This window comes from Nakamurella sp. UYEF19 (assembly GCF_040546275.1).
GTDB lineage: Bacteria > Actinomycetota > Actinomycetes > Mycobacteriales > Nakamurellaceae > Nakamurella.
In genome coordinates this window covers 90,029-103,721 of the sequence record NZ_JBEPNO010000012.1, presented here as the reverse complement: position 1 = coordinate 103,721, position 13,693 = coordinate 90,029, and the positions used below count along the sequence as shown (strand labels likewise).

10 protein-coding genes are annotated in these 13,693 nt (G+C 69.0%); 3 read left to right on the top strand and 7 right to left on the bottom strand.

Features of this window, described 5'->3' with window-relative positions:
* Positions 1-155 precede the first annotated feature (155 nt).
* The 3 genes from ABIB25_RS16975 to ABIB25_RS16965 are packed head-to-tail and all read left to right on the top strand — an operon-like array spanning position 156 to position 3,645.
* Positions 156-395, top strand: a complete 240-nt coding sequence (locus ABIB25_RS16975; protein WP_354529660.1) for a tautomerase family protein — start codon at positions 156-158, stop codon at positions 393-395.
* A 12-nt stretch (positions 396-407) separates the two neighbouring features.
* A complete protein-coding gene (locus ABIB25_RS16970; RefSeq protein WP_354529659.1) occupies positions 408-2,210 on the top strand; it encodes an AfsR/SARP family transcriptional regulator in 1,803 nt (600 codons plus the stop codon).
* 19 nt (positions 2,211-2,229) lie between these two features.
* Positions 2,230-3,645 carry a pyridoxal phosphate-dependent decarboxylase family protein gene (locus ABIB25_RS16965; protein ID WP_354529658.1) on the top strand — a complete coding sequence of 472 codons (1,416 nt, stop codon included), beginning with the start codon at positions 2,230-2,232 and terminating at the stop codon, positions 3,643-3,645.
* Here ABIB25_RS16965 and ABIB25_RS16960 read toward each other — a convergent pair.
* The 7 genes from ABIB25_RS16960 to ABIB25_RS16930 form a co-directional block, all read right to left on the bottom strand.
* On the bottom strand, positions 3,642-4,580 hold the full coding sequence (locus ABIB25_RS16960; protein WP_354529657.1) for a DUF389 domain-containing protein: 939 nt from the start codon (positions 4,578-4,580) through the stop codon (positions 3,642-3,644). The genes ABIB25_RS16965 and ABIB25_RS16960 overlap by 4 nt on opposite strands.
* 10 nt (positions 4,581-4,590) lie before the next feature.
* Positions 4,591-6,495 carry an aspartate--tRNA ligase gene (gene aspS, locus ABIB25_RS16955; RefSeq protein WP_502919829.1) on the bottom strand — a complete coding sequence of 635 codons (1,905 nt, stop codon included), beginning with the start codon at positions 6,493-6,495 and terminating at the stop codon, positions 4,591-4,593.
* 279 nt (positions 6,496-6,774) lie between these two features.
* Positions 6,775-8,019, bottom strand: a complete 1,245-nt coding sequence (locus ABIB25_RS16950; RefSeq protein ID WP_354529726.1) for a glycosyltransferase family 4 protein — start codon at positions 8,017-8,019, stop codon at positions 6,775-6,777.
* Between the two features lie 2 nt (positions 8,020-8,021).
* Positions 8,022-9,434, bottom strand: coding sequence for a lipopolysaccharide biosynthesis protein (locus tag ABIB25_RS16945; RefSeq protein ID WP_354529656.1), 1,413 nt, complete (start codon positions 9,432-9,434; stop codon positions 8,022-8,024).
* The gene (locus ABIB25_RS16940) at positions 9,431-10,381 is read right to left on the bottom strand and encodes a hypothetical protein (RefSeq protein WP_354529655.1); all 951 of its coding nucleotides are present in this window, start codon (positions 10,379-10,381) and stop codon (positions 9,431-9,433) included. The genes ABIB25_RS16945 and ABIB25_RS16940 overlap by 4 nt, the downstream gene beginning before the upstream one ends.
* Positions 10,378-12,432 carry a putative glycosyltransferase family protein gene (locus ABIB25_RS16935; protein WP_354529654.1) on the bottom strand — a complete coding sequence of 685 codons (2,055 nt, stop codon included), beginning with the start codon at positions 12,430-12,432 and terminating at the stop codon, positions 10,378-10,380. Before ABIB25_RS16935 ends, ABIB25_RS16940 begins: the two co-directional genes overlap by 4 nt.
* A complete protein-coding gene (locus ABIB25_RS16930) occupies positions 12,429-13,652 on the bottom strand; it encodes a glycosyltransferase (RefSeq protein ID WP_354529653.1) in 1,224 nt (407 codons plus the stop codon). Before ABIB25_RS16930 ends, ABIB25_RS16935 begins: the two co-directional genes overlap by 4 nt.
* Between the last annotated feature and the right edge of the window lie 41 nt (positions 13,653-13,693).

Genomic DNA, 13,693 nt, shown 5'->3' with positions numbered 1-13,693 from the left:
GCACCGTGCGCCCCGGCACGACCGGACGCCAGTCGCCAACTCTATGGAGTGCGTGTTTCCAACGTGGAACGGGCTCCGCCGCTCACACGAATCCTCACACGGTGCCCGGTGATGGTGATCGCCGTCAGCACTCACCACGACGCAGGGAGCTCACCGTGCCATTTGTCAACGTCAAGGTCATCGAGGGTGTCTTCACATCCGACCAGAAGAAGGACATGATCGCCGGTATCACCGACGCCGTGGTGGCGGTCGAGGGCGAGAACCTTCGCGGGGTCACCTGGGTCGTCGTGGAGGAGGTCCGCAGTGGTGATTGGGGTATCGGCGGGCAGGGACTGCGCACTGCCGACATCCAGGGCCTGCAGGGCCGGGTCGACCTCGCCTCGGCGACCGTCTGAGCCGGCCGCTCCATGACGGTGCGGGTGCGGCTGCTCGGCCGCCCTCGTCCGGAGTTCACCGACGAAGGGCCACACCCGTCCGCCCGCGGACGGAAGTCGTGGGCCGTATTCGCCAGGATCGCACTGGCGGAGCGGCCCGTACTGCGCACCGAATTGGCGATGGAGCTCTTCGGCGAGGCCGACGATCCGGCCGCCGCGTTGCGGTGGGCCCTGGCCGACCTCCGGCGATCGCTGGGACGCGCAGACCTGCTGCGGGGTGATCCCGTGGTGCTGGACCGTGGGCGCCTGGAGGTCGACGTGTGGCAGTTGGACGCCGGTGAGCTGGACGTCGTCGATGTCGCCGGCGACCTGCTCGACGGCGTCGAGCTCCGCGACTCCCCCGCCTTCGACACCTGGCTGCTGCTGACCCGTTCCCACTACGCGGCGAAGAGCCGTCAGCAGCTGCGGACCACCGTCCTGCGGCTGCTGGCTGCGGGTGAACCGGAGCGCGCGGTGACGGTCGCCGAGGCCGCCGCCCGCCTCGATCCGCTCGACGAACATGCACAGGAGCTGCTGCTTCGGGCTCTGGTGACTGATGGCCGCAGCGGTGTGGCCACCTTGCATCTGGCGGCCTGCGAGGGCATGTTCGCCCGGGAGGGCCTCGTCCTGTCTCCGGCCCTGCGTGCCGCTGCGCAGGATCCGACGCTGCCGCCGCCGGTCGGCGTGAGATCGGGAGTGGTCGCAGCGGCGCTGCTGCAGGCGGGACGCGCTGCGCTGGACGCGGGTGCCGCCGACGGTGGTGTCGAAACGTTGCGACGGGCGGCCGCGGACGCCGAGCGCGCCCACGACTCCGCGCTGCTGGCCGAAGTGCTGCACGCACTCGGTGCCGCCCTGGTCCACTCGGTGCGCGGATTCGACGGTGAGGGCGCCCTGGTCCTGCACCGTGGACTGCGTGCCGCACGCGCAGCCGGACGATCGGCACTGGCCGCGGACATCCTGCGGGAACTCGCCTTCGTCGACATCCAGGCCGGACGGCACGGTTCCGCCCTTCTGGCCCTCGACGATGCTCTCGCCGAACTGGCGGGAGACGACGAACCGGGGCTGACTTCCGGGATCCTTGCGCTGCGCGGCATGAACGAGGCGGACCAGGGACGACACTTCTCCGCAGTCAGGCTCCTGACGAGGTCGGTACGGATCGCCGACACCGCGGACCGGCACCGCCAGGGCATCTGGAGCCTCGGCGTCCTGGCCCGTTCGCTCATGCTCTCCGGCCGGACCCCGGAGGCGGTCGCCGCAGCCGAGGCCAGCATCGAACGTGCGCAGCAGCTCCGCTGGAACGCCTTCCTACCCTGGCCCGAGGCCCTCCGCGCCGAATGCCTTGGGCACCAGGGTGAATGGCAAAAGGCCAGGACCCAGGCCGAGCACGCGTTCGCCCTCGGCTGCGAACTGGGCGATCCGTGTTGGGAGGGCATGGCGGCCAGGGTGCTGAGCATCACGGCGCAGCAGAGCGGCGACGCCGCCTCGGCCTGGGAGTGGATCGTGGACGCGAGGCGGCGCAGCGACCGGGTACCGGACCGTTACGTGTGGGTCTCGGCCTACGTGGGCCTGGCCCAGCTGGAGCTCGCGGTGCATACGGAGCCCGCGCTCGTCGGGGCGCTGGCCGACCGCCTTCGCACCGAGGCGGTCCGGTACGACCTGCCCGAATTCCAGGTCTGGGCGACCGTGCACAGCGCCGGGATCGGCGATCGCGCCGACCTCCCGTCAGCCGTGGTGATCGCAAACGGGATCGATAATCCCTTGCTGCAGCGCCGTCTCTCCCTGCTGACCGACGTATGACACCGACCGAAGGACGACGATGACCGATCGCAGCGACGACTACGCCCTGGCACTCGATCGGGCATCTTGGCACGCGCGGAACTGGCTCGCCGGGCTCGACAGCAGACCGGTCGGGCCGCGACTGGGCATCGACGAACTGGGCGCCACCTTCGGCGGGCCGCTCTCGCTGGACGGCGAGAACCCGGCCGACGTCATCGACGAACTGGCCACCGGCGCCGAGCCGGGACTGATGGCGATAGGCTCCGGCCGGTTCTTCGGGTGGGTGATGGGCGGAACGCTGCCGGCCGGACTGGCCGCGGACTGGCTGGTCAGCGCCTGGGACCAGAACGCCGGAATGCGGACGCCGATGCCGGCGACGTCGGCGATCGAGGAGTCCGCTGCCCGGTGGCTGCTGGCCCTGCTGGGACTTCCCTCCGGCGCAGACGTCGGGTTTGTCACAGGCGCCACGATGGCCAACTTCACCGGCCTCGCCGCCGCCCGCTTCTCCGTCCTCGATCGCGTCGGGTGGGATGTCGGAACGCAGGGCCTGTGCGGAGCACCGAGGATCCACGTCCTCGTCGGCGCGGAGCGGCATGACACCGTCGACGCCGCCCTCCGCTACCTGGGCCTTGGCCGCCCCGTCGCGGTCGCTGCCGACGCCCAGGGCCGGATTCGCGTCGACGCACTGACGGCCGCGCTGGACGGGATACCCGGAGGCGAGCCGATCATCGTGTGCCTGCAGGCCGGCAATCTGCATTCCGGCGCGTTCGATCCGTTCACCGCCGCGGTGGCCGCGGCCCACCGACGGAACGCCTGGGTCCACGTCGACGGGGCCTTCGGGCTCTGGGCCGCGGCCTCACCCGGGATGCATTTCCTGGCGCAGGGTCTCGCCGACGCCGACTCGTGGGCCACCGACGCGCACAAGACCCTCAACGTCCCCTACGACTGCGGGGTCGCCGTGGTGCGGGACGCCAGGGCGATGCGGGCGACCTTCGGACTGCAGACCAGCTATCTGCCGAGCGAGGCGGACGGCCCGGGGAACCCCTTCGAGCGGGTACCCGAGCTGTCCCGGCGCGCGCGAGGCGTTCCGGTCTGGGCCGTCCTGCGGTCGCTGGGTCGGGCGGGCGTCGCAGGTCTCGTCGACCGGCTCTGCGCGACGGCCAGGTCGCTGGCCACCGGTATCGACGGCATCGAGGGGGCGGAGGTGCTCAACCAGGTGGTCTACACGCAGGTCTGCATCGCCTTCGGCGACGACCGGCGGACCGCCGCCGTGACCGCCGCTCTGTTGGCGGCCGGCACCGTCTGGATGTCGGGATCGAGATGGCAGGGCCGCGCGGTGCTGCGGATCTCGGTCAGCAACTGGGCGACCGACGACGAAGACGTCCGCCGGTCGGTCGAGGCCGTCCGTACCGCCCTGTCCGACGTGATGACGTCAGAAGTGGTGATGTCCGACTAATCTGCCGGCACCCGCCGGGAGGCCCGGTACACGTCGATCCGCCGCACGATCATCAACGTGACCACCCCCGCCAGCACGATGCCGATGAGGTTGATCAGCAACTGCAGGGCCGACCCGCCGACCTGGTGCCATTCGCCCAGCACCGTGGCCACCGCCGCATAGCCGGCCGCCGGCACGGTGGTGATCGAGATGAAGACCCCGACCAGAGCGGCCGACTTGCCACTGGTGGTGGACAGCATCCCGGCAGCACCGGCCAGCAATGCCACGACCAGCGACAGCACACCTGGCTCGTAGATGAACTCGGTCTGCGGATTGCTCGTCAGGTCGGCCGTGCTGATCAGCCCGGTCCTGGCCCCTACCCAGGCGGCGGCGGCGGTCACCAGCATCGCGAACGGGAATCCGACGGCCAGCGCAATCGCCCCGCGACGGATCAGCACCGGTCGTCGCCTCACGATTCCGACCGACATCGCGGCCAGAGGGCCGAATTCCGGGCCGACCACCATGGCTCCGACCACGGTGATCGGCGAATCCAGCACCACGCCGATGCCCGCCAGCAACGCCGCGATGGTCAAGAAGGCCAGGAACGTCCCGGACAGAGCCGAATCCGCGCCCATCCTGGCTTCCACCTGTTCCCAGATCACCGAGTCCGGCGAATTTCCCGGCGCCTCGGCCAGCGCCTGCGCCGAGGCGGCCGACAAGGACAGGTCGACCGGGCTGACGGACATCGCACCCGACGTCGTCAGTCCGAGGGTGTGGAGCTCGGCGATCAGTTCGTCCGCGACCTCCCTGGCTACCTCCACCTCGATCAGGTCACCGGCCGGCTCCAGGGCTGCGCCGGTGATCCTGCTCAGGTGCGCGACCCCCGGATAGCCGCCCAGCAACGCCAGCACCGCAGCGCTGAGCTCGGTCGGCACCAGTAATCGGAGATGCAGCACGGACTTTCGCTCAGCCGTCGGTCTTCGGCGTCTCGGCCTTCGGCGTTTCGGCCTTCGGCGTTTCGGCCTTCGGCGTCTCGACCTTCTTGACCGGAACGGCGTCGACGCCGGCCTCCCGCCGCTGGCCGGCGGTGATCGGTGCCGGGGCCGCGGTCAGCGGGTCGTAGCCGCCGCCGGACTTCGGGAACGCGATCACCTCGCGGATCGAGTCGGCACCGGCCAGCAGCATCACGATCCGGTCCCAGCCGAACGCGATCCCACCATGCGGCGGAGCGCCGAACGTGAAGGCGTCCAGGAGGAATCCGAATTTCTCGCGGGCATCGGCCTCGGACAGGCCCATGATCGCGAAGACCCGCTCCTGGATATCCTGGCGATGGATACGGATGGACCCGCCGCCGATCTCGTTGCCGTTGCAGACGATGTCGTAGGCGTAGGCCAACGCACTGCCCGGGTCGGTGTCGAAGGTGTCGAGGAACTCCGGCTTGGGCGAGGTGAAGGCGTGGTGCACCGCCGTCCAGGTGCTGTTCGCGCCGCCGACGGCCGTCGCGGCGTCGTCGGAGGACTCGGCGACCAGCTCGAACAGCGGCGCGTCCACGATCCAGACGAACTCCCAGGCTTTCTCGTCGATCAGTCCACCCCGGCGGGCGATCTCCAGCCGGGCGGCACCGAGCAGTTCCTGCGCACCACGGCGGCCGCCGGCGCCGAAGAAGATGGCGTCGCCGGGGTTCGCGCCGACCGCGGCGACCAGACCGTCACGCTCGGACTCGGAGATGTTCTTGGCGACCGGCCCGCCGAGCGTGCCGTCCTCGGAAATTGTGACGTAGGCGAGACCCTTGGCGCCGCGCTGCTTGGCCCATTCCTGCCACGCGTCGAACCCGCGACGTGGCGTGGAGGCACCGCCGGGCTGCACGACGGCACCGACGTAGGGTGCATGGAACACCCGGAACGGCGTGCCGGAGAAGTAGTCGGTCAGCTCGGTGAGCTCACCCTTGTAGCGGAGGTCGGGTTTGTCCGACCCGTAGCGGTCCATGGCGTCGCGGAAGGTCATCCGCGGGATGGGCGTGGGGATCTCGTGGCCGATCAACTTCCACAGCGAGCTCACCACCTGCTCGGCGAGGGCGATGATGTCGTCCTGGTCGACGAACGACATCTCGATGTCGAGCTGGGTGAACTCGGGCTGCCGGTCTGCGCGGAAGTCCTCGTCCCGGTAGCAACGGGCGATCTGGTAGTAGCGCTCCATGCCGGCCACCATCAGCAACTGCTTGAACAGCTGCGGCGACTGCGGCAGGGCGTACCACGATCCGGGCCGCAGCCGGGCCGGCACCAGGAAGTCGCGGGCGCCTTCGGGAGTGGACCTGGTCAGGGTCGGGGTCTCGATCTCGACGAAGTCGTGCTCGTCCAGCACGGTTCTGGCCGCCTTGTTCACCGACGACCGCAGGCGCAGCGCCGCCGCCGGCCCGGCCCGACGGAGGTCGAGGTAGCGGTACTTGAGCCGGGTCTCCTCGCCGATCGCCGTTCCAGAGTCGGTCTCGATCTGGAAGGGCAGGGCCGCGGCCTCGCTGAGCACCGTCAGGACCGAGGCGTTGACCTCGACCGCTCCGGTGGCGAGTTCGGCGTTCTGCATGCCCTCCGGTCGGACCTCGACGGCGCCGGAGACCTGGATGCAGTACTCGCTGCGCAGACGGTGCGCCTGCTCCAGGATCTCGCCTTCCCTGAACACCACCTGGACGACCCCGCTCGAATCACGGAGATCGATGAAGATGACGCCGCCATGGTCACGACGTCGGGCCACCCAACCGGCCAACGTGACGGTGCCGTTCGCAGTACCGATCTCATCGCTACCGTTCGCACTGCCGACCTCTGCCGCAGCGGCATCGGTGGGACGGAGTGAGCCGGCAAGACGGTCGCGAAGCACAGGCATTCCTTCGGTCGAGGGGTTCAGGGCAGCCCGATTGTGAGCTCATCAGGCAGACCGTGATCCTACGGTGCCACCGGCCGGGCAGGTTTCGCCTTTTCCCGTCTGCACTCGTGCGGGTCTCAGGAACCGGACCGGCCGCGGACGTCCCTCATCGACCGGAAGGCGCGCGCCGCGGAGGAGTGCCCGAACACCGTCATCGCCAGTGGCGACCGACGCACGAGGAAGAATTCGTGATGACTCCTCAGCTCTTCGCTCCAGCGCAGACGGCCCGATCGATCAGACGGATGACGCCAGCGCACGTCCATAGGCCGCCAATACCTTCGGCATCACGGCCGAGGCGAAGAAGTTCCGGGCATGATCGGTCCCGGCCCGTCCTAGCCGTGACCGCAGTGCCGGATCGTTGACCACTCGGTCCAATGCGGCCGACAACCCCTGTGCATCACCGGGTTTCACGAGCAGCCCGGTGACTTCGTCCAGCACGATCTCGGCCATCGATCCCACCCGGCTGGCGACCACCGGCACCCCAGCGGCCATCGCCTCCACGGCCACCAGACCGAACGGCTCGGCCCACCGGGAGGGTACGGCCGCCACCGTGGCGAACGACAGCGCGGCCATGATCTCCGCATGCGGCACACCGGATCTGGCGATCACCGGTCGTTCTTCGGATCCGGCGAGCCGGCCGACGTCAGCCGATCCCGAACCAATCACCACCAGGGGTAGCGCGGCGGACATCTGCTGATGCGCCGACGCCAACGTCCCGACTCCCTTGTGCTCGCCGAGTGCGCCCACGAAGATCACGAACCCACCATCTGGCAGGAAGTCCGGCCGCTCGACGTCCGGTGCGGCCACGACGTCGTCGGTGACGAAAGGCGGTGTCACTGCATATCGATCGCCGGAGACACCGGGCAGATTCGCCTGTGCCATCGACTCGCTGAGCGGCAGGTACAACGCGATGCGGTCCAGCCGCCGCCGGCTCTCGCGCAGGCCCAAGGTCAGCGCCACTCCCTTGACCGGACCGTAGAAGTCGGATGCGCACGGCAGGCAGCGCCGCAAACTCGGTCCACCACAGGGGGTATCCAACTGATCGGTGCGGATGAGGGTCTTCTTCGCGCACACCAGGCCGTGGTCGTGGAGCGTGACGACCAGGGAGGTTTCCGGCGGAAGCCGAAGTGACAGGCAGGAATTCAGAATCCAGCCATGGGCGTGGACGACATCGGGGCGGTATTCGTCGACCAATTCCTGCAGCCGGCGGACCAGCTGCGGATCGGGCGCGGTCGGGTGGAACTGATGGTGCGGATCGACCGAGAACCGTTGCAGGTGACGGGTCCACCCGCGGAGTCGGTGAACGGTGACCGAGCCCTCCTGCGAGACGGCCGGCACCCCTGCCTCCGTGGTGGCAGGAGTTTCCAGGGTGGCCACCCTGCTCTCGTGCCCACGGTGCGCCAGTTCGTCGGCCAAGGCCTTCACCGTTCGTTCCAGGCCACCGACCGCGGGTGGATACCCGTCACTGACCTGCAGCACCCTCAAGCCGGAAGACTTTCGGCCGGGATCTGGTCGTTCGGGGGAATGCGTCCGATCCGATGCCACGACAGGACCACCCAGATGGCACCGGCGCTCTGTGCGACCAACCACCAGATGCCGGCGGCCAGGATGCCCCAGTACGGCAACAGGAACCACGATCCGACGATGCACAGCGCGAGCATGCCCGCGTTGAGATGGAGCGCCTCCCCCAGTCGATTCGTCGCGCGGAGGACGGAGACGGCGATGTTGGTGATCGCGTCCGGAATCGCCGAAAGCGTGAGCAGGATCAAGAGAAGTCGGCCGCGCGAGGCATAGCCGTCCCCGAACAGATCGAGCAGCAGGCCGCCGCCGAACAGGTAGACCAGCATCGGCAGGACCAGGAGCGCGGCGCTGATCAACACACTCCGGCGAGCCAGCGCCCCGAGCGCCGACGGATCGGCGGCACCGGCGGCGAAGAGGGCCGTCGAGACGGCCGGGCTGATGATGAAGAACACCGAGCCGAGCATCCAGGTGACGTAGAAGTAGGCATTGTCACTGGGCGAGAGCCTGGCCACCACCAGGATCGGCAGCAGGTAGCCCGCCATCATCGCCGCCACCGTGATGAGATGTTGACCGAGCAGGGATGCGGCCATCTCCTTCAGGTGTGCGCGGACCTCACCGAAGGCGGGTCGCAACGTCCGCCCGCCCGAGTTCCGCCGAAAGGTGGCCACCGCGACGACGAGCGAGGCGCACGCCGCGATCGTCCACGCCGCCAGGATCTTGTTGTCCCCGCCGAGAGCAGCCAGTGGGACGAACAGCAGCGGGATGCGCAGTCCGGTCAGGATCACGTTGCGCAGCAACAGTACTCCACCGCGACGCTCGGAGATCGCGATGTAGTCGATCAGGATGCCGAGCGCGAAGAACACCGAGGCCAGGCAGAACAAGCCGGCCCCGGTCGCGGTACCGAGCTGCGGCAGCACACCGAAGGAGAATCCGAGCAGGGCCGGCACCAGGAGGCCGCCGAGGGTCGCGGCCACGACCGTCACGATCAGGCCGGCGGTCACCCGCTGACGCCACTGGAGCGTGGTGGTGCTGCGCGGCAACCATTCGATCATCGCCGCGGCCGCGCCGACCGCCGCCACCAGGACCGTGGCCTGGAGGGCACTGGTGATCGCGGCCCCGGTGCCGCTCGTCTCCGAACCGAGACTGCGCGCCACGATGATCCAGAACACATAGCCCAGCACCGATGTCACCACCGTGCTGGCCATGATCGCGATCGTGTTGAGCATGACCGGGTCGCTGCGCAGTCGGCTCAGACGACTTCCGGTCTCGGCCACTTCGCGCTCGATCACCTCGGGCCCGATCACCTCGAGCAGGCTCACGTCAGGTGGGGTCACCTGTGTGCCGGGTTCAGCCGTCTCCGGGCCGGCCTTCACGAGGTCACCTGGAGATGGACGGTCAGCAGATAGGTCTCGCCGGCGCCTACGACGGACACCAGGACCTCGTACAACCCGCTCTGCCGGGGGGCCTTGAAGCTCACGGATGCGGACTGCTCGTTGGTGGAACCGGACCCGTCGGCGGTGCGGACCGCATCGACCCTGGTCACCAGATCGGCGGCGCGCTCGCCACCGACCGTGACGGCCGTGGTCGGCGTGGTGTCGGCCAGGTCCTCCCCGAAGCTCCGCAAGGTCCACGGCAGTATGACTGTCGCGGCTGCGGCACTTTCGAGGGGTGCGGCCTGCAGCATGCGCGGATCGTCGAACGCGATCACGGTGTAGCGCTCGATGTCCAGAGGCTGCATCGCACGTGCTCCGATCAGGGCGCCGACCAGGACCAGCGCCCCCGCCAGGATGCCGGCTGCCGATCTCACGGCCCGGGAATCGCACGACGTGGGGAACAGCGCCGGTCGTACGGCCGGACCGGTTGATCCATCCGGCCGCGCCGCGCCGCGCCGCGCGGTCCACCAGGTGGCGATCAGCAGCAGCGATGATCCGATCGCCAACGCGACGGCACAACTCGTCGCGCTGATCCGCGCTCCCACCACGGCGACGACCAGGACCGACAGCAGCAGCCAGAGGATGCCGAGGACGACGGTCAGCAGGCCACGCACCAGCGGGTCGGCGCCGGTGCCGTTCTCCGTGCTGTCGATCGGTGTCTGCCGGGCCGGACGAGAACCCAGCAGCAGCACGGTCAGCAGATGTCCGGGAAGCAGCACCAGCACGGGCAGCACGGGCAGCACGACCAGCAGTCGCATCAGCACCGGGACCGGCAGGACCACCAGGACCGGCGCCACCAGGACCAGCGCCGCGCCGATGGCGACATCGCGACGTGCCTGGGTGGTCCCGCCCGGACGGCCGGTCGGCGCTTCGGTGGTGAGGGTCATGATCCGGTCCTGACGGTTGCGGCGATTCGGGCGAGGTCGAGCCGGTAGACGCGAAGGTGTTCGGTGGCGACGATCCGGTTGGCCCACGGCACGCGATCGAGGCGGGTCAGGTTGGCCATCGGTGTGGCCTGCCCGAGCAGCGGGTCGTCCGGGCCGAAGTTGCTGCCGTTGAAGGCGGGCTCCTCCCCCATCCGGATATCGACGACGAGGTAGTTGTACTGCGAGGTCGTCAGCATCCGCGCGAGATCGGGCGTGGGGTCGTCGTCGGTCTGGACCAGGTTCCAGGCCGGGAACCCGGTGGACGGGGCAGCGACGTCGAGACCGCCGTAGGCGACCAGCTGCAGTGCCGTGTAGGCGTCGCTCACCACCCGGACACGGCCGGTCTGGGCCGCCAGCACCCTGGCCACGGTGCGTGCCTCATCACTGGCCGAGTCGGTGTCCGAACCCCACTTGAACGTGCCGGGGAACCGGTACGGGTCGTTCAGGCCGCCGCCGACGTTCCCCACCAGGAGCACGGTCAGCACGATCAGACCGACCAGACCACGCCACCTGGGCCACGGCCAGCGGGTGCCGGCGGACATCTTGTCGTCGTCGGATTGCTCGTTGGCGTCGGACTGGTTGTTGCCATCAGACTTCCTGTGCAGCATGACCATTGCCACGATGAGGGAGATGCCGACGTAGGTGAAACCCCACGAGCGCCGCGCACCCTCGGCCCCGGACGGGGCGAGCACGAACGGGACGGACGGGAAGTAGATCAGCCCGAAGAGGATCAGGCCCATGGTCATCGACGGCAGCACCATCCGCGCCCGACGCCACCGGATGATGCCGAGGAGGCAGATCACCCCGACGCAGACGGGAGCCAACGCGGTCAGGCCACGTTCCCACAGCGGTTGGACACTGGCCGCCAGGATCTCGCGGCCACCGCCGCCCTTGGTGCTGGCCATCGACGCCAATTGCTCGACCGAGCCGCCGAAGTAGGGCGAGAGGTAGCTGATGGTCGGCCAGGCCACGATCAGCCACAGGCCGCCGAGGACGACGGTGCCGAGCAGCACCATCGACCAGACGCCGGGATGATCCGGCGCCAAGTCCTGCGCTTCCTTCCCGGCCGGCGCCACGTCCTGCGGTTCCTTCCCGGCCGGCGTCACGAGGCCGCGGCGCTCCCGGCGCGCCGAACGTCGCCGACGGAAACCCGCTGTCGCACTAACCACCACCAGGACGACGACCAGGAACAGGGAGGTGAGGTGATGCGTGACGACACAGCCTGCGCTGCAGGCGATCGCGGCAAGGGTGAAGCCGATGCGGTGACGGCGTTCCTGGGCCTTGGTGGCCAGGCTCGCGAGGGCGAGCACCCACAGGAACAGACCGATCGCAACGCTCTCGTAGGCGTACTGGGTGTCGAAGTACATCGCCGACGGGTTGAGTGCGTAGACCAGGGCGGCCACTGCGCCGGCTCTGGCCGATCGCAGGTGTACCTCGGCCAGGACGAACACGCCGAACAGGCCCAGCAGGTGGGCGGCCAGTACCAGGATCTGCCCCGAGGACCACGGCGAGAGGCCCGTCAGACGATCGATGGCCGCAGTCAGCGCGGAAGTGCCCGGGAAGAACTCGACGATCGGGATCAGCGAGTTCGGACGCAGCAGATGCCCGGTGGACAGGACGTCGACGACCTCGCGCCAGTGGGCGTATTCATCGTGGTAGAGCGGCTGGTCGGGATTGCGCAGGTACTTGGGTACCGCGGTGATGGCGCCGAGCAGCAGAACGGCGAGAAACCGGTCGAGACGGCGCGTGCCGCGCTGGGCCAGCCTTGTCCCGATCGGTAGCACTGCGCCGAGCATCCCGGCCCAGAACACGACGTAGTAGAGGTCGGCGGACGCACCCAGTGCCGACAGCCGGAAGGACAGCCCGACGAGCAGGATCCCCAGAGCTGAGACCGACACCATCGCGGGCCACGTCAGCAGCGAGCCGGCAAACCGGCGTCCACCGGATCTCCGACCGCGATCCTCCGTCGTCGGGTCGACCGCGACGGACGGGTTCTCGATGACCAGGCTCATGAGGCCGAACTGAGCGCCGCCGCCACCCTTTCCAACGCGGCTCCGGTCGCTGCCCACGAGTGGGGGTCCTCGAAGCGTTCCTCGGCCCGCCCCACCAGGTCCAGCAACGCCGATTGCAGGGCCCCGGTGTCCGACGGAGTGACCAGCACCGCTCCCCGATAGTCCTTGACCGCGTCGACCAATCCGCCGACCGCGTACAGCACGACATGGAGGCCGGCACTCATGGCAATCTGCAACGGGCCACTTGCCGACCCACGACGGTAGGGCAGCACGATCGCGTCGGCCTCTGCGAAGAAGGCACTCGCCTCCGCGTCGCTGACGTACCGGTTCACGAAGGTGATCCGGTCCCGGTGCGGGCTGTCCTCGATGAGGCGAGCCGGTAGATCCCAGTCCTCCCAGGTCTCGCCGACCACCGTGAGGGTGAACTTGGATGCCTGCTCGTGAGTGAGACCGTTGAACGCCGACACGAGGTCCTCGACACCCTTGTACGGCCGGATGAGGCCGAAGAACAGCAGCCGCGTCACGCCCGCTCCGGCGGGACCCTGCTCGGCGTCGGCCTCGGGCTGGCCCGCGATGTCCGCGAGGTGGTCGTACGGGCCGTGCGGCGCGATCTCGACGGCAAGCCGCTCGATCGGAGCGGAGCCGTAGGTGGCCTTGAGCAGTGCGAGATCGTGTTCGTTGTGCACCAGCGCACCGGAGGCGAGCGCGAGCAGTCGCGGGACGAACCGGCGGCAGTATGCCGCCATCAGTGGCACCTCGGCCTCGCCCGGATCCTGGGTCTCGTGGAATTCCAGCACCACGGGGATCCTGAGTCGACGTGCGGCGATCGCCAGTGCGAGGTAGCTGTGGAGGGCCGCTGCCGTCCACCACTGCAGCACCAGGATCTCGGGCCGTTCACGACGGAGATAGGCCATGGCGCGACACATCTGGGTTCCCCAGTACCAGTTCAGATCACCGACCTTCCGTACATCGTGGTGGTACCGCAGACTGGTCAGGTCGTGACCGGCCCGATGCCCACCCGGATAGAGCCGGGTTGGCAGCAGTTTGTGGAGCAGCAGGACCGAGACTTCGTGATTCTCGTTGAGCGCGTTCGCCAGTCGACAGGTGTAGACCGAGAGTCCGCCCAGGAAGTGGAATCCGGGGCCAACCAGGCAGATCTTCCGCCGACCGGAAGACACCTGGCCGTCGTCGGTCCCCTGAACCGAGATGACCTCCGTCATATCGCCACCGGAACGGACGCCACCGGGCGGACCTCGTCGGC